Raw genomic sequence first — 17,066 nt, forward strand, 5'->3', positions numbered from 1 at the left:
ATGATGGGGACGTGCGGTCGGAAGACATGGAAGCTGGCGAAACGATGACCTGCCATGATGTCACGATTTGATGTTTCTGGCACGAATTTTAATTTTCGTTGCATCATGTGCTACGTTGCCGCGCCGCTATTGCCTTCAGCGCAGTTCGTCGGGTGGCACGCCCGGGATGCCGGCCCGTATCGCCCGCGAAAACGCCGCAGCGTCCGCCCGTTGCGCGCGCGGATTGATGAAGCCGCGCTGCTGCAGCACGCGGTACGGATAACCGGGCGTCAGCGCGCCCTGGTCGTACGCGTACTCGGCGAAGTGGCCGGATGCCAGCAGCCGGTAGTCGAGCGGCAGCCCCGGCGCGATCTGCCGGGCGAGGTCGAACACCACGGTGGTGCAGTTGCTGGTCAGCGTGTTGTAGAAGGCCGGCGTGTGGCGCAATTGCGCGGCCTGTGCCAGGTAGCCCAGGAACACGGCGCGCAGCTGCTCCGGCGTGGCGCGCAACCGGTACAGGTAGACCTGTTCGCCGCGCGCGTTGCTGCGCGTGCGCACGATGTCGCGCTCGTCCGCCGCGACCAGCACTTCCTCGAAGCGGCGGAAAAAGCCGCCGAGCGCGGAAAACGATTCGTGCCGCTCCTTGCGGATTTCCAGCGAAAACACCAGCTTACGGCCGTCGGCAAAGCCGAACGAAACCAGGGTGTGCGCGATGTGCGGCCCCATCCAGTACGACAGGATCAGGTCCGCCGAGGCCAGTTGCGCCAGGTCGTACTGGCGGGTTTCCCAGCGCGGCGTGTAGCGCATCTCGGTTTGCCAGTCGAAATTGCGCACGTTGCGCAGCGTGACGCGGTCGCCGTCCACGTCGGCGTCGAGCAGGCGCGCGACATCGTCCGCCCATGCCTTGTCGTGCGACGGCCGGATCGACTGCCACCACGCCGCCATCGCCACCGCGGCCACGGCGCAGGCGACGGCGGCGCCGGCCCGGAAGCGCCTGTCGCGCCGCAGCCACAACGCCGCGGTCCCGGCAAGCCCGATGGCGCACCACGCCAGGCCGGCGGCGACGGCGGGCATCGATGGCAGCTGGAACCACAGCGCCAGCGTGCCCCAGGCCGTGGCCAGCGCAAGGGCCAGCGTCGCCGGCGCCTTGAGCAGCGCCGCTTTGATGTGTGCGCCTCGCCAGCCGGTGCGCATCGTCAGCGCGGCGCCGGCACGCCGGTGCCCTGGTAACGCTCGAGGAAGTCGTGGAAGCGGCGCCCCTCGAACGCGGCGCTGGCCACCCGGTCGAAGCGGGCGATATCGGCCTTCTTCGCCTTCAGGGAATACAGCATGAAGAACGGGCGTGGCGGCATCGGCAGGCGCACCAGCCGGATCGGCATGCCCGCCATGCGTGCCAGATAGGCGGGCGAGTATTCGTTCTCGAAGTAGGCGGCGTCCAGCGTGCCGGCCCGGAGCCGGCGCAGGTTCTCGATCTGCCAGTCGGCACCTTCCGTGCGGAGCCACTTCGCGCCGGATTTGCGCAGGCCCGGCGACAGGTTGGGGCCGGCGACCCAGCCGATTTCCAGGCCGGCCAGCCGGTGCAGCGACGGCACGGCGCGCAGCGGCGAGTCGTCGCGTACCGCCAGGTGCGGGCGGGTGAGGAGGAAGTTCCAGTCGAACGGCGCGGCACCGGGCTGGCGCGCCGCCTCGCCGCTGGCCACCAGCACCACGTCGAGCGATCCATCGCGCAGGCTGGCATATGCCTCGGCCAGCGAGCTGGGCGGCATCCACCGCAGGGCCACGCCACCCGGCATCACTTCGCGCTCCATGAAGTCGCGCAGGGCGCCGCGCAGCGGCTTGCCGGGCTCGCCGAGCACCAGCGGCGCCACGATGAAGCCGCCGACACGCAGCGGTGCGGCGGCCGGGCAGGTACAGGCGGCGGCCAGGAAGAGGGCGGCAAGCGAACGGAGCATTGCGCCATTGTAGACCGGCCCGTGGCGGCGCGCGCTCACGTTGCGCGAAGCGGCCGGTGCCGGACCCTGCGCCGCTTGGCCGCCGGTCATGGCGCGGCCGGGGAGGTGGGCGCCGAGGCGGCGGCGAGGGCGCCCAGCAGTTCGTCCGGCGAAACCGGTTTCACGAAATGGCGGTCGAAGCCGGCCGCCGTGGCCCGCTCCCGGTCTTCGGCGCGGCCGTAGCCGCTCAGCGCGAACAGCACGATCGGGGGCGCGCTGTTGTTCGCGCTCCTGTTCGCGCTTTTGTCCGCGCTCCCGGCTGCATCGGCGCCCGAACTCCCTCCTGTGCCGGCGGCAATGGCGCGGATCTCGCGCGCCAGCGTGTAGCCATCCATGCCCGGCAGGCCGATATCGAGGATGCAGGCATCCGGCAGGCGCTGGCGCACCGCCTCCAGCGCCGACTCCGCATCGTACATGGCGGTGCAGCGGTGCCCGGCGCCGCGCAGCAGGATGGCGAGCGTATCGGCGGCATCGCGGTTGTCGTCCACCAGCAGCAGGTCGAGGGCCTTGCCCGGTGCCTCGGGCGGGGCGGCGGTGGCCTGTGCGGGCGGCAAGTCGACGGTGGGCAGCGTGACGGCGAAGCGGGCGCCCCGGCCCGCGCCGTCGCTGGCCGCGTGCACGCTGCCGCCGTGCAGCGCCACCAGGCCGGAGACGATGGCCAGGCCGATGCCCAGCCCGCCCTGCGAGCGGTCGGCGCCCCGTTCGCCCTGGGTGAACAGGCCGAACACATGCGGCAGCAGGTCGGCCGGGATGCCGCAGCCGTTGTCGCTGACGGCCAGTTCCACGTGGCCGCCGCCGCTGTCGCCGTCCCCGCCCTGGTTGCCGGCGCTGGCCAGCGTCACGTCGATCCGGCCGCCCGCGGGCGTGAAGCGGATCGCATTGCTGAGCAGGTTGGCCACCACTTGTGTCAGGCGCGCGCGGTCGCCATCGACACCCACCGGTTCGGACGGCAGCGCCGACTGGAGCTGATGGTGCCGTGCGGCGAGCAGCGGGTGCACCTGTTCGAGGGCATCGCGCACCGCCTCGCGCAAGTCGAACGGGCGCCGCACCAGGGCCACCTTGCCACGGCTGATGCGCGCCGCGTCGAGCAGGTCGTCCACCAGGCGCGACAGGTGCGCCGCCTGCCGCGCCACGATCGCGGCGGCCATCGACACCTGGGCCGGCTGGGCGATGCCGCGCTGCAGCAGCGTGGCCGCCGCGCTGATCGGCGCCAGCGGATTGCGCAGCTCGTGCGCCAGCATCGCCAGGAATTCATCCTTGCGCCGCTCGGCCGCGCGCAATCCCTGCTCGGCCACTTCGCGGGCGGTCACGTCGATCGTCACGCCGCGCAGCTGCGCCACCGTGCCGTCCCTGTCGACGATGCAGCGGCCGCGCAGGTCGAGCCACAGCGCGGTGCCGTCGTCCGCCCGCCGGGCCCGCAGGATCATCTGGTAGCCGCCGTGCCGGGCAATCGCCTCGGTGCGCGCTTCGAGCAGGCGCGGCAGGTCGTCCGGGTGGACCAGGTGCCATGGCCGGCGCAATTCCTCGAGCGAGGCGCCGAACAGGACCACGGCGCTGTCGGAAAACAGGACCTCGTCGCGCACGAGATCGAATTCCCACACCGCCATGCGGGCGGCCATCAAGCCTTCCTTCAGGCGTTCCTCGTTCAGCAGCAGGGCTTCGCGCGCGCGGCGTGCCTCGGTGACATCCACGCCGGACAGGAAGACCCCGGTCGGGTGCCCGTTGTCGCCGATGGGCTGCAGCGCGAAGTCGATGTAGCGCAGCCGCTCGGCCGGGCTGGCGCCGCTGCCCAGGTAGACGGGGGTCTCGCGCGCCGCGTACGAGGTGCCGCTGCCGAATGCCGCGTCGAGCTGGGCGACCAGGTGCGCCGACGCCAGTTCCGGCACGGCGCCGGCGAACGGCGTGCCGACCAGCCCGCCGCGGCCGACCAGCGCATCGAAATCCGTATTGGTCAACTCGATCAGGTGGGCCGGGCCGCGCAGGATCACCACGAAGCCCGGCGCCTGCAGCAGCAGCCGGTACAGGTGGTCGCGCTGCGCCTCGCTCTGCGCCACGCGCTCGTCGGCCAGTGCCTGTTCGGCGCGCAGCGCGCGGCCGGCATAGATGCGGCCCAGGCCGCCCAGGTAGATCGACAGCAGGCCCAGCAGCGTGTACGCGGCGATCGCCGCCGGGTCGCTGCCGGCCCAGCCGGGCAGTGCGCCGTTGGGTTCGAGCATCCAGGTACCGGCGACCAGCCCGGTGAAGAAGACCAGCAGCGCCGGCCCCCGGTCGAATGCGGCGGCCGCGAACACCAGGCAGGGGCTGAACACGAGGAAGGGGGCGCGGCCGCCATCGAAGCGCCATTGCAGCAACTGCAGCGCCACCGCCAGTACCGCCAGCAGCACCGCGCCACCCCAGCGGGCCCGGGGGCCGAGCGAGGCCATCCTGCGTACAACGCGAGCGTCTCCGAACATGTGTGCCTTGTCTCGTGGCGCGCCGGCGGCCGGCCCGCGTCGTCCTGTGCGATGGTGCTGTCCTGACTGGACAACAGTTTAGCAATGCCGGCCCGGCCCTCGCGCACAACAGGTTGGCAATGCCGGCGTGACGCTCGCGCACATCGGTTCAGGAATGCCGGCGTCCCTCCCGCGTATGTCACACGGCAGGCGCGCCTGGGGCTGTGGCGCCGGCGGCACAGAGCGGCACAGCGCATCGCATGGGGCTTGCGGCGGCGCCGGATTGCCGTATCCTGAATTGTCGCGGCCGCCTGGCCGAGCGTCCGGAGAATGCCATGAACCGTCCGCACCTGCCTGTCCGACTGCGCGCCGCCGTGGCGCTGCCCATCGTGCTTGCCGCCGCGCTGTGCGGCTGCGCGCATCCGCCCCAGGGCGCCCCCGTGGTACTGGTGCCCGACAAGGCCAACGCCGTCGCCCACTGGCACGACATCGGCGCCGCCACGGTCCTCGCCAAGGCCGCCAACGCGGCAACGGAAGCGGAAAAGTACGCGGCGTTCCCGGCCGACATGGCGACCCTGCACCTGGCGATGTACGACGCGGCCATGGCCATCGACCGCCGCTACCGGCCGTTCCTGTTCGCGCCGGCGCAGGTGGATGCGCAGGCATCGCTCGATGCCGCAACGGCCAGTGCCGCGCATGGCGTGCTGCGCGTGCTGTTCCCGGGCCGCGCGGCCGGGTACCAGCAGGCGTACGAGCAATTCATGGCCGGCTTGCCCGATACCCCCGGCAAGGCGCGCGGCGCGGCGCTGGGCAGCGCGGCCGCCGCGGCGCACGTGGCGCGCCGGGCCGCCGACGGGCGCGCCACCGTCCTGCCGCCTTACGCGGCCAGCGATGCGGCAGGCAGGTTCCGCGGCAGCGACCCGGTCAACCGGTTCTGGCCATCGATCCGGCCGTTTACGATGACGGCCATGGGCCAGTTCCGGGCGCCGCCGCCGCCCGCGCTGGACAGCGCGCAGTACGCCGCCGATGTCAATGAAGCCAGGGAGCTGGGCGGCAAGACCAGTGCGCGGCGCACCGCCGAACAGCTGGAAACGGCGCGCTTCCACTCCGAGATCCCGCCGCCTTACTTCACCCGCAACTTCGGGCGCTTCGCGCGCACCACGGCCGATCCGGTCGAGGCGGCCCGGCTGATGGCGGCCATCTATGTCAACTACAGCGATGCGATCGGCGCCTGCCTGGAGGCCAAGTATCACTACGACATGTGGCGCCCGCAAAGCGCCATCACGCTGGCGGACACGGACGGCAATCCCGCCACCACGGCGGACCCGGCATGGCAGCCGGTGCTGCCGACGCCGAATTACCCGGAGTATCCGGCCGCCCATACGTGCTCGGTGGCCACCCTGGGCGAACTGCTGCGCCGCTACTACGGCACCAGCCGGGTCACGTTCACGTGGGACAGCGCCGTGACGAAAACCAGCCGCACCTATACCGACACCGACGCGCTGTCCGAGGAAAGCCGCATGGCGCGCATCTGGGGCGGCATGCACTTCCGCTTCGGCACGTCGGCGGGCGCGGCGATGGGCAAGGAGGTGGCGCGCTGGACGATGGAGCACGCCTTCATGCCGCAAGCGCCGAAATGACGTGCGCCTGCAGTCCCGCACGGAACTCCCCGGCGCCGAAGTGCCGCTCCAGGTGATCCGCCGCGGCCGCCGTGACGGCGATGACGTCGCCGCCACGGGCCTCGATCTCGGCGCGCAGCGGGGTTCCCTGGCAAAATCCCTCCGCCACGGCGCGGGCGCCCGGCGCATTGGCCGGCAGCGCCACCGTGTCGATCGAGGGGCGGGCGAAGCCGGCCAGCGCCAGGTCGCCCGCGATGGCGGCGCGATCGTGGTAGCCATGCGGCGTGCGCGTGAAGAAGCGCGGCGGATCTCCCGGGAAGCAGGTGTCCATCGCTGCCTGCAGCACGCTGGCCAGTTCGTTGGTGTCCAGCGCGTCCCACACGTTGAATAAAAACCGGCCCCCCGGGCGCAGCACGCGGCGCACCTGCGCGAAGGCGGCCGGCTTGTCGGGGAAGAACATGACGCCGAACTGGCACAGCGCGAGGTCGAAGGTGCCGTCGCCGAACGGCAGCGCCATGGCGTCGGCCTGCCGCCAGGTCACCAGCGGGGCCGCCACGGCCGACTGCGCGACAGCCAGCATGTCGGGGTTAAGGTCGGTGGCCACGATGTGCGCCGCCGGTAGCGCCGCCGCCAGGTGCCGGGTCACGATGCCCGTACCCGCGGCGATCTCCAGCACCTGCGCCGGCGCCAGCCCGGCGGCGCGCCGGACCAGGTCGAGCGCGTAGGGCTCGAACAGCATGGGCACCAGCAGGCGCTCGTAATGGTACGGCAGCGTGCCGGCGAACCGGGCATCGGTGGTTGGCATCATGGCGTTCCTCGGGTACCGGTTGGCGCTGGCCGGCCAGTTGGCGGCATGGATGGCGCAGCGGAGTGGCGGGACCATGATAAGGGCTTCGGGGCCGCCCCGGGTTGCTGCCGCGCCGCAGGCGCCGATGTCACCCGTCACGATGTCAGCCACCATCTTCCTGCAGCCGGGCGACGGGGGCCACGCAGACCTGGTCCCGCCCGCCATGCTTGGCGGCGTACATGGCCGCGTCGGCCGCCTGCAGCAGCACGTCGGCGGCATCGCCGTGGGTGGGATACGCCGCCACGCCGAACGAGGCGGACGCGGTGAGCACGCTCTTGTTGACGGTCAGGTTGAGCGCGCGGATGACCTGGCGCAGCCGCTCGGCCCGCGCGACGGCACTGTCCAGCGGGCAGTCCGGCAACAGCAGAACCAGTTCCTCGCCGCCATACCGGCACGCCACGTCGCTGCCGCGTATGGCTTGCAGCAGCACGCTGCCCACGTTGCGCAGCAGCATGTCGCCGGCTTCGTGGCCGAAGGTGTCGTTGACGCGCTTGAAGTGGTCCAGGTCGAGCATGATCACGGCCAGCGGCGCGCCGCGGCGCGTGGCGCGGGCCAGTTCGCGCTTGAGCGTCTCGTCCAGGTAGCGGCGGTTGTACAGCTGGGTCAGCGGATCGATCACGGACTGGTGCCGCAGCGACACGCGCAACTGCACGTTGGCGAGCGCGAGCGCGACCTGCTCGCCCAGCTGCATGATCCAGGTGCGTTCTGCGGCATTGTCTTCATTGCCCAGCGCCGTGCCTTCGGCGGTGATGAAGCCGATCACGTTGCCCTGCGTGACCAGCGGCAGGCACACGCGCGGCACCGTGGTGCCTGCCGCCAGCGCATGCCGGCAGGCCAGCGCCCCTTCGGTGGACGGCGTGAAGTGCCGGGCACCCTTGCGCAGCGCCCAGCAGTCCAGCGGCTCGGCGATGTCCGGATCGTTCGCCGTGCCCCAGGTGGCCTTGCGTTCCAGGATGTCGCGGGAATGCCGGTACAGGTACATGGAGCCGGACAGCCCCGGCAGCAGCTGGCGGAAATACAGCGCCACGATCTGGGCGCCTTCGTCCAGCGTCTCGGCCAGCTCCAGCGCATGCAGCATCTCGCCGCCGCTCTGCAGCTGGAAATTGCGCCGCTCGGCCAGTTCCGCCGTGACGCGCAGCTGGCCGGATATCTCGGTGGCATGCTGCTCGGCCTTGCGCCGCTGCCGCAGCGCGCTGCCACCCACCAGGCCCATCGCCACCAGCAGCACGATGTCGACCAGGGTGGCGATGCTGGACACGTTGGCCGCCAGCCGGGATCGCCCGGCCAGCCGGTCGCGCAGTGCCGCCCGGTAGCTGGCATAGGCGGCTTCCTGGGCGAGAATGCGCTCGCGCAGCTGGTCCATGTACTGCTTGCCGCGGCCGTTCTCGACCAGCGCGCTGGCCGCCGCCGCGCCCTGCGCCGAGCGCACCCGCACCACCTCGCGCATATAGGCCAGCTTGGCCTCGGTCAGGCGGCCGATCTCGTCCAGCGCCTGCCGCTCGCTGGCCGGCGCCGCCTGCCCGGCCAGCGCCTTGCGCAATGCCGGCAGGGCCTTCAGCGCCTCATGATAGGGATCGAGGAATTCCTGGCGGCCGGTGATCACGTAGCCGCGTTGGGCCGCCTCGGCATCGCTCAGGTAGTTGAGCAGGGCGCCGTATTCGCGTTCCCGGGTCGTCGTGGCGTCCAGCGCCGCCATGGCCTGCTCCACGCTGGCGTTGACGAAGTGGGGTACCAGGCCGATCGCCGCCATTACCGCGATGATGCAGGCGGTGGCGATCCTGAGGCGGGTCTCGACGATCATGGATGGCGCCGCGCCACTCCGCCGCGGGCCGGCAGGAATGGCCGCGGATCCACCGGGAAGTCGAGGGTAAAGGTGGTCTGGCCGTCGCGGCATTCCACCGTGATGCTGCCGCAGTGCCGCTCGGCCACGCTGCGCACGAACGGCAGGCCGATGCCCCAGCCCCGTTCTTCCTGCGCCGCGCCGCGACGGAACAGCTGGAACAGCGCTTCCACCCGCTCCGGGGGGATCGGCGGCCCGGCATTGGTGATCGACAGCGCCACGCGGCCGCCGTAGCAATGCAGCGCGGCGGTGATGGTGGTGCCGGGGGTACTGTACTTGACGGCGTTGCCCAGCAGATTCTCGATCGCCCGCCGCAGCGATTCACGGTGCCAGTAGCCGTGCGCCGGCTCGGCGGACACGTCGATGCGGCGTCCGCAAGCCATGGCCGAGCAAGCGATCACGTCGTGCAGCAGGGCGCCCAGGTCGAGTGCCTGCATGTCCAGCGTCTCGCCCTGTGTCGAACTGAGCAGGGTGACATCGAGCATGTCGGCCAGCATGGTGCCGATGCGCGCATGCTGTTTCGCCGCCAGCTCGGCCAGCCGGCGCGCGGCGGCGATATCATCGATGCGGGAAATGTGCTCGACCGCCATGGCCGCCGTCGACAGCGGGGTGCGGATATCATGGGCCAGCGCGGAAAAGAACTGTTCGCGTGCCGCCGCCTCGGCCAGCACGAAGCCGGTGATCGACTCGCGGATCGCCTCGTCGATCATGCCGTTGATGGTGGCGGCCACGTCCGGCGGCAGGGCGATGCCGGCCCGGTGCCACGCGGCGAACGTGCTGGCGCGGAACAGCTGGAATTCGTGGGCCACCGTTTCGGCGTCGTAGTGAGTCAGGCGGGCGCGTTCGCCGCCATGCTCCGAGGCCAGCGTGGAAAGCCGGTAGTCGGTGCGTTTGCCGGCCGCCGCGGCGCACAGCTCGTCATAGAACGCCGGCAGCGTATCGATAAGCAGCGGCGCCGGCAGCTCGGCCGCGCGAGGCACATGGGTGCGCACGGCGTCGATCCAATCGGCGAGGACGGTGTCGCGCAGCGCCGGCAGGCACTGCCGCGGTTCCGTGGGCTGGTCAGGCATGGCGGATGGCAAAGCCCCCGTGGAAATGGCGATGCCGCCATTATGCCGCCGCGCCGCCCGAGGGCTGGTCCGATTCTGTGGGGAAAGAGCGTACCTGGGGAAAGAGCGTACTCAGGCGCCGATGCGGAACTCGCCCACCAGCGCCACCAGCGTGTCGGCCTGCAGCTTCAGGCTCTCGGCCGCGGCCGCCGCTTCCTCGACCAGGGCGGCGTTCTGCTGGGTCACGCCATCCATCTGCACGATGGCCTGGTTGACCTGGCCGATGCCGCCGCTCTGTTCCGCGCCCGCCGCCGCGATCTCGGCAATGATGTCGGCCACCTGGCGCACGCTGGCGACCACGCCGTCCATGGTGGCGCCGGCATCCTTGACCAGCGCGCTGCCGCGCTGCACCTGGGCTGCCGAATCGCCGATCAGGGCCTTGATCTCCCTGGCCGCGCTGGCCGAGCGCTGCGCCAGCGTGCGCACTTCGCTGGCCACGACCGCGAAGCCGCGGCCCTGTTCGCCGGCGCGCGCCGCTTCCACGGCCGCGTTGAGGGCCAGGATATTGGTCTGGAAGGCGATGCCGTCGATCACGGCGATGATGTCCACCACCTTGCTGGACGAGGCATCGATCGCCGCCATGGTATCGACCACCTGGGCCACCACCGCGCCGCCGCGCAGCGCCACCTCCGAGGCGTTGGCCGCCAGTTGGCGCGCCTGCGCCGCGTTGTCGGAATTCTGGCGCACGCTGCCGGTCAGCTGTTCCATGGACGCGGCCGTTTCCTCCAGCGCGCTGGCCTGCTGCTCGGTGCGGGCCGACAGGTCCAGGTTGCCCTGGCTGATCTCGGCGCTGGCCTGGGCCACGCTGCCGGAACTGTCGCGCACCCGGGCCAGCACGCGCTCGATCTTGGCGGCGAACCCATTGAAGCCGGTGGCGATCACGGCCAGTTCGTCGCTGCCTTTCACGGCCAGCCGGGCCGACAGGTCGGCATTGCCGCCGGCCAGCTGCGTCATCGTGCCGGCCAGTTCGCGCAGCGGCCGGGTCAGGCGGCGCAGCACCGATACCATGGCGATCGCGGCGATCAGGGCGCACAGTGCCGAGGCCGCCAGCGTGTACGTCAGCTGTTCGCGTGCCGACGCCGTGGCGACGCTTTCCGGGAACGACAGGCGCACCGACCACGGCGCGATATCGTCGTGCAGACGGACCGGCTGCAGCAAGTGCACGATGCCGCCATCGCTGTACTGGTATGGCTTGCCGGTACGGACGGCTTCCAGCGCGGCAGCCGGCAGGTCGTCCGCTTTCTTGCCGTTGCGGGCCGCCACCGGGTGGCTGGCATACAGGCCGCCATTCGACACCAGCGCCAGCTCGGCGCCCTCGAGGGTTTCCATGCCGGCCAGGATGCCCGACAGCCTGGTCAGCATGAAGTCGCCGGTGACCGCGCCGCGGAACTGGCCCTGGACCATGATCGGCGTCACCAGCGACGCGATCAGCACGTCCTTGCCGTTGATCGGGTAAACGTACGGTTCCGAGAAATAGCGCTTGCCGGTCTTCTTCGGCACGTCGTACCAGTCGTTCCCGCCCGGCGTGGTGACGAACACGATCGGCTCCACATTGACACCGCCGTCCGCCTTGCGGGAAAAATACGGCATGTGGCGGCCGGAGGCGTCGAAACGCGGGGCCTGGCCCGCGAACTCGGCATCCCTGCCGTCCAGCGCATTCGGCTCCATCGTGGCGGACGCGCCGACCAGGTCCTCGGTGCCCAGCAGGACCGCCTTGGTCAGGTTGTCCACCTGGTCGCGGTTCAGCGCCGTGCTGGCGGCCAGCGTATTGCCCAGCCCGCCCGCCAGCGTGGCCACGGCGGCCAGGTTGCCGCCCAGGCGGCCCTGCAGCGCGTCGGCGGCTTCGGCCGCGGTGGTGCGTGCCAGGAGCATGGCCGCATCCTGCGCCGCGTCGTGGCCGCGGATGCCGGTCACCGTGGCGGTGATGGCGAGGCTGACGATGACGAGGGCCGATGCCGCCAGGCTGATGCGCGCATTCAGCGACAGTGCGCCGCGCGCCGGGGTGAGTGTTGCCAGTTTCATGCTGAGTTCTCCGAAAGCGGGAAACGTACCGAGTACTGTATATCCAGGCGGCAATGTTAGCGTCGTTCGCCGCGCGCACGATGCCGGTGGGCAGGCGTGCCATGCATTTCGCCAGCGACTGCGTCGCCGTGACAACAGATCGTGGCCGGGGCATTACCCTGGCGCCAACGTCTTGTCAACTGTGCAGCCGGGGCGAACCGGGTGGCCGTGCGGGCTGCCGTCCGTGCCTGTTATTGACGTTGATCTATAATCAATTCACAACCGTTACACCTTTTCTGGATCACAAGCATGGATTCCACTGCTACAACGCGCCGCGCCACCCGGAAGCCGACGCATCGCCTCTCCACCGGTATCTCGGGGCTGGACGATATCCTGTGCGGCGGCCTGACCGCCGAGCGCGTGTATCTGGTCGAAGGGTCGCCCGGTTCCGGCAAGACCACGCTCGGCCTGCAATTTCTGCTCGACGGCCGTGCCAGGGGCGAGCGGGGCCTGTACATCACGCTGTCCGAGACGGCCGACGAGCTCGACGCGGTGGCGGAAAGCCATGGCTGGACGCTGGATGGCATCGACGTCTTCGAGCTGGCCGATGAAACCGTGCTCGATCCGGACGCGCAGCAGTCGATCCTGCACCCCGCCGAGGTGGAACTGGGCGAAACCACGCGCGGCGTGCTGGAGCGGGTGGACCGGGTGCAGCCGGCGCGGGTGGTGTTCGACAGCCTGTCCGAATTCCGCCTGCTGGCGCAGAACCCGCTGCGCTACCGCCGGCAGATCCTAGCCCTGAAACAGTTCTTCACGGCGCGGGCCTGCACGGTGCTGTTGCTGGATGACAAGAGCAGCCAGTCGGACCAGCACCTGCACAGCATCTCGCACGGCGTCATCAGCCTGGAACAGATCGCCCAGGAATTCGGCAAGGAGCGGCGCCGGGTCAATATCATCAAGATGCGCGGCATCGCCTACCGTGGCGGCTACCACGACTACGTGCTGGAAACGGGCGGCATCCGCATGTTCCCGCGGCTGGTGGCCGCCGAGCATGCCAGCACGTTCGAACCGGCGGCGCACACCACCGGCAGCGGCGAACTGGATGCGCTGCTGGGCGGCGGGCTGATCGCCGGCACCAATACGCTGATCGTCGGCCCCTCGGGCGTCGGCAAGAGCACGGTCACGGTGCGCTGCATGCTGGCGGCGCTGGAGCGCGGCGAGAAGGCCGCGTTCTACCTGTTCGACGAAGGCCTGGGCACGTTCATGGCGCGCAACATGGCGCTGGGCATGGACCTGCGCCCGTATCTCGCCTCCGGCCACGTCAACGTGCGCCACATCGATTCGGCCGAGCTGTCGCCGGGCGAGTTCGCGCAGATGCTGCGCGATGCCGTCGAGACCGGCGGCGTGACTTTCCTCGCCATCGACAGCCTGAATGCCTACCTGCAGGCGATGCCGGGCGAACAGTACCTGACGCTGCAGATGCACGAGCTGCTGGGCTACCTGAACCAGAAGGGCGTGACGACCATGCTGGTGCTGGGCGAACACGGCCTGGTAGGCCAGATGCAGCGCGATGTCGACCTGAGCTACCTCAGCGACACGACCGTGCTGCTGCGCTTCTTCGAGGCGGCCGGCAAGCTGCGCCGCGCCATCACCGTGGTGAAGAACCGCACCACCAACCATGCGCTGACGATCCACGAACTGCAGCTGCACGGCCGGGGCATCGGCATCGGCGCGCCGCTGGCCGGCTTCGAGGGCGTGCTGACGGGCCTGCCGAGCTACCGTGGCGGCACGCAGATGATGGCCACCAATCCCGATGCACCGGCCTGACGCCGCGGAACAGCGGGTCCTGGTGCTGGCGCCGCGCGGCCGCGATGCCGAGGTGACGGCCGGCGTCGTCGCGCGCCACGGCGCACGCTGCGACATCGTGGCCGATTTCCCCGCGCTGGCCGCCGGCATCGTGGCCGGCGCGGCGACGGCGATCGTGACCGACGAGGCGCTGCACGGCGCCGACCTGGCGCCGCTGCATGCCTGGCTGGCGGCCCAGGAGCCGTGGTCGGACTTTCCCTTCATCGTCCTGCTGGGCCGGCGGATCGAGCCGGCCGGGCCGCCGTCGACCGCCATGTTCGCTTCCCTGGGCAACGTGATCCTGCTGGAGCGCCCGCTGAGCGCGGCAACGCTGGGCAGCGCCACCGGCGCGGCGCTGCGCGCGCGGCACCGGCAGTACCAGGCGCGCGCCGTGCTGGCGGACCGCGAGCAGGTATCGCAGGAACTGGCCGTGCTCAATGCCACGCTGGAATCGCGCGTGGCCGAGCGCACCCGCGCGCTGGCGCAGGCGAACGACCGGCTGACCGCCGAGGTGATCGAACGCGAGAAGGCGCAGCAGGCCATGCTGCAGTACCAGAAGATGGACTCGCTGGGCCGGCTCACGGGCGGCGTGGCGCACGACTTCAACAACCTGCTCAATGTCGTGCAGGGCAGCATGGAACTGATCCTGGCCACCAGCACCGATGCCGCCGTGCGGCGCCGCGCGGAAACGGCCAAGGCGGCGTGCGAGCGGGGCGCCAGGCTGACGGCGCAGCTGCTGGCGTTCGCCCGGAACCAGACGCTGAATTTGCGGCCGCTGCCCGTGGCGGCGCTGTTCGACTCGGTGCTGCAGATGGCGCGGCCCCTGCTGGGCGACGCATTCGAGATCGTCACCGGCGTGGCGCCGCGCGTGGCCGCCGTGCTGGCCGACCTCAGCCAGATGGAGATGGCGCTGCTGAACCTGGTCATCAACGCGCGCGACGCCATGCCCGGCGGTGGCCGCATCGTGCTGCATGCGTCGCTGCCGCGCCCGCCGGCCGGGCTGCTGCCGGACAGCGAGCCGGGCGCCTTTGTGCGCATCGCTGTCTCGGATAATGGCCCCGGCATGAGTGCCGACATCGCCGCCAGGGTGTTCGAACCCTTCTTCACCACCAAGGCGGTGGGCAAGGGCACCGGCCTGGGCCTCTCCCAGGTGTATGGCATGGCGCGGCAGTCGGGCGGCATCGCCCGCCTGGAAAGCACGCCGGGGCAGGGCACCACGGTCGAGATGTGGCTGCCCGCCAGCGACGGCCAGGAAACCGGCGAAACCGATGCCGCCGAACAGGGTACGCCGCTCGACGGGCTGGAGGTACTGCTCGTCGAGGACGACGATTTCGTGCGCACCTGCATGGCCGATGCGCTGGCGACGCTGGGCTGCCAGGTGGCGCAGGTGGCCGACGGCGCCGCCGGGCTCGACGCACTGGCCGGCCGCCGGCCCGGCGTGCTGGTGACCGACTACCTGATGCCGGGCATCACCGGCGCGGAACTGGCGCGCAAGGCCAGGGAGCGCTTTGCCGGCCTGCCGATCGTGGTGGTCACTGGCTACGCCGACATGGATGCGATCCGGCATGCGGTCGGCGACGTGGAAATCCTGCGCAAGCCCTTCCTGATCGCCGAGCTGGGCGCCGCCGTGCGCAAGGTGCTGCGCGCAGCGCCGGCAACCTGACCGGCTGGCCGCGGCCGGCGATCCTTTTTGCTGACCGAGCTCGTCATGAGCTTCGTGTTCGTGCTGGTGGTGCTGGGCTCGACGCACGCCCGCGCACCCGTCGGTTTCGCCGGTATCGCCATCGGACTGGCGCTCGCGCCGGTGCACCTGATCAGCATCCCGATCACGAACACATCGGTCAATCCGGCGCGCAGCACGGGCCCGGCACTGTTCGTGGGCGGCCGAACCGGCGGTACCGGGCTGACAGGGCAAGCCCGCGGCCAGGGCAATTTCCTTCAATACAGGGCCGCCATCGGCCTGTATCGTGGCGCTACCTTTACTCCAGGGAGCGCTTCGCATGACTCTTTACCTGTCGATGGCCGCCTTCGCGCTGGCCTCCTCGATCACCCCCGGGCCCGTCAACATCGTGGCCCTCGGCGCCGGCGCCCGGCACGGGCTGCTGGCCAGCATGCGCCACGTGAGCGGCGCCACCATCGGCTTCACCGTGCTGCTGCTGCTGGTGGGCCTGGGCCTGTACGAGATGCTGGAACGGTGGCCGCAACTGATGGTCGCGATCCGCTGGGCCGGCATCGCCTTCCTGTTCTGGCTGGCCTGGCAGCTGGCGGCCGACAATGGCGAACTGTCGTTCCACGCCACCGCGCGCGGCCCGTCGCTGCTCACCGGCGCGGCCATGCAGTGGCTGAACCCGAAGGCCTGGCTGGCCGCCGTGTCCGGCATGGGCGCCTACGCCGTCGATGGCGACGGCCCGCTGGTGTGGCAGTTCGCCGCCATCTACTTCGTGGTGTGCTGGCTGTCGATCTTCTGCTGGGCATGGGCCGGCACGGCGCTGCGCGGCTGGCTGGCGAATGCGGCGCGCGTGCGCCTGTTCAACCGCTCGATGGCCGCGCTGCTGGCCGCCAGCGCCGCGTGGCTGCTGGCGAACTGACGGCCCGTTGGGCCTGTCCCTAACGCACGGTGCGGTACTGGCCCGGCGTGGCGGCCACGTGGCGCTTGAAGGTGCGCTGCAGGTGCGCCTGGTCGGCGAAGCCGGCCGCCAGCGCCACGTCGGCGATCGGCTGGCCGCGCCGCAGCTGTTCGCGGCAGTACTGGATGCGGCAATCGACCAGGTACGCATGCGGCGTCATGCCATAGCGGGCCTTGAAGGCGCGGATCAGGTAGGACGGCGACAGCCCCGTGGCGGCGCACAGGTCGTCCAGCGTGGGCATGCCGGTGCGGTGCTCGCGCAGGTACTCGGCGGCGCGGCGCACCTGGTGGTGCGGGTCCGCGGCGGCGGGCGCCGGCTGCAGCACGCCGTGCATGAACGTGAAGAAGTCCAGCGCCGCGCCCTGCTTTTCCAGTGTTTCCGCGGCCGGGTCCGAGCAAGTCGCATACAGCGCCTCGAGCCGCGCGAACAGGCCGGGGGCACGGCTCGCCACGGCGACATAAGGCTGGAACCCCGCACTCCCGCCCTGGACCTCGCCCAGCCAGCGGCTGTCGACGTGGAACATGCGGTACGACCACGGTTGCTCGCCCAGCGGATTGCAGGCGTGGACGTCGCCGGGGTTCATCAGCACGACGGTGCCGGCGCCGACATGCTCGCGCACGCGGCCGTTCAGGTAGAGGCTTTCGCCGCCCGTGATCGAGCCGATCGAAAACGTGTCGTGCGAGTGCTTGGCATAACAGATGCCGCGGCCATCGGCGATGGCGCGCGCTTCCAGGAAGGGCAGGGCGTCGTCGCGCCAGAAGGTGGGTGTGCTCATG

At 70.7% G+C, this 17,066-nt stretch carries 12 protein-coding genes and 1 pseudogene; 5 read left to right on the top strand and 8 right to left on the bottom strand.

The window, feature by feature from the left end:
* Positions 1-135: 135 nt before the first annotated feature.
* From EYF70_RS10710 to EYF70_RS10720, 3 genes are read right to left on the bottom strand one after another with little or no spacing between them, the layout of a single operon-like run.
* Positions 136-1,173 (bottom strand): Lnb N-terminal periplasmic domain-containing protein, encoded by a 1,038-nt coding sequence (locus tag EYF70_RS10710; protein WP_131145380.1) that lies wholly within the window; start codon positions 1,171-1,173, stop codon positions 136-138.
* 2 nt (positions 1,174-1,175) lie between these two features.
* Positions 1,176-2,021 carry a transporter substrate-binding domain-containing protein gene (locus EYF70_RS10715; RefSeq protein WP_131145381.1) on the bottom strand — a complete coding sequence of 282 codons (846 nt, stop codon included), beginning with the start codon at positions 2,019-2,021 and terminating at the stop codon, positions 1,176-1,178.
* Entirely contained in the window at positions 2,018-4,423 is a 2,406-nt protein-coding gene (locus EYF70_RS10720) for a hybrid sensor histidine kinase/response regulator (protein WP_131145382.1), read from the bottom strand. The genes EYF70_RS10715 and EYF70_RS10720 overlap by 4 nt, the downstream gene beginning before the upstream one ends.
* 314 nt (positions 4,424-4,737) lie before the next feature.
* On the opposite strand from EYF70_RS10720, the gene EYF70_RS10725 reads away from it, so the two are divergent.
* Positions 4,738-6,042 carry a vanadium-dependent haloperoxidase gene (locus EYF70_RS10725; RefSeq protein ID WP_131145383.1) on the top strand — a complete coding sequence of 435 codons (1,305 nt, stop codon included), beginning with the start codon at positions 4,738-4,740 and terminating at the stop codon, positions 6,040-6,042.
* Here EYF70_RS10725 and EYF70_RS10730 read toward each other — a convergent pair.
* From EYF70_RS10730 to EYF70_RS10745, 4 genes are all read right to left on the bottom strand, one after another.
* Complete coding sequence (locus EYF70_RS10730; RefSeq protein ID WP_218943768.1) at positions 6,020-6,829, bottom strand: class I SAM-dependent methyltransferase; 810 nt, start codon at positions 6,827-6,829, stop codon at positions 6,020-6,022. The genes EYF70_RS10725 and EYF70_RS10730 overlap by 23 nt on opposite strands.
* 142 nt (positions 6,830-6,971) lie before the next feature.
* A complete protein-coding gene (locus EYF70_RS10735; protein ID WP_165497619.1) occupies positions 6,972-8,669 on the bottom strand; it encodes a diguanylate cyclase in 1,698 nt (565 codons plus the stop codon).
* Complete coding sequence (locus EYF70_RS10740; protein WP_131145385.1) at positions 8,666-9,778, bottom strand: sensor histidine kinase; 1,113 nt, start codon at positions 9,776-9,778, stop codon at positions 8,666-8,668. Before EYF70_RS10740 ends, EYF70_RS10735 begins: the two co-directional genes overlap by 4 nt.
* A gap of 111 nt (positions 9,779-9,889) precedes the next feature.
* Positions 9,890-11,839, bottom strand: a complete 1,950-nt coding sequence (locus EYF70_RS10745) for a methyl-accepting chemotaxis protein (RefSeq protein ID WP_131145386.1) — start codon at positions 11,837-11,839, stop codon at positions 9,890-9,892.
* Positions 11,840-12,127: 288 nt separating this feature from the next.
* On the opposite strand from EYF70_RS10745, the gene EYF70_RS10750 reads away from it, so the two are divergent.
* The 4 genes and pseudogenes from EYF70_RS10750 (at position 12,128) to EYF70_RS10765 (ending at position 16,251) form a co-directional block, all read left to right on the top strand.
* Positions 12,128-13,645 (top strand): ATPase domain-containing protein, encoded by a 1,518-nt coding sequence (locus EYF70_RS10750; RefSeq protein ID WP_131145387.1) that lies wholly within the window; start codon positions 12,128-12,130, stop codon positions 13,643-13,645.
* On the top strand, positions 13,632-15,326 hold the full coding sequence (locus EYF70_RS10755; protein ID WP_131145388.1) for an ATP-binding protein: 1,695 nt from the start codon (positions 13,632-13,634) through the stop codon (positions 15,324-15,326). The genes EYF70_RS10750 and EYF70_RS10755 overlap by 14 nt, the downstream gene beginning before the upstream one ends.
* Positions 15,327-15,359: 33 nt before the next feature.
* Positions 15,360-15,548, top strand: a pseudogene (locus tag EYF70_RS10760) (aquaporin); the annotation flags it as partial.
* Between the two features lie 115 nt (positions 15,549-15,663).
* Entirely contained in the window at positions 15,664-16,251 is a 588-nt protein-coding gene (locus EYF70_RS10765) for a LysE family translocator (protein ID WP_131145389.1), read from the top strand.
* Positions 16,252-16,270: 19 nt separating this feature from the next.
* Here the strand turns inward: EYF70_RS10765 and EYF70_RS10770 are convergent, their stop codons facing one another.
* The gene (locus tag EYF70_RS10770) at positions 16,271-17,065 is read right to left on the bottom strand and encodes a helix-turn-helix transcriptional regulator (RefSeq protein WP_131145390.1); all 795 of its coding nucleotides are present in this window, start codon (positions 17,063-17,065) and stop codon (positions 16,271-16,273) included.
* Position 17,066 lies beyond the last annotated feature (1 nt).

Origin of the sequence: Pseudoduganella albidiflava, assembly GCF_004322755.1 — a bacterium.
Lineage (GTDB): Bacteria > Pseudomonadota > Gammaproteobacteria > Burkholderiales > Burkholderiaceae_D > Rugamonas > Rugamonas albidiflava.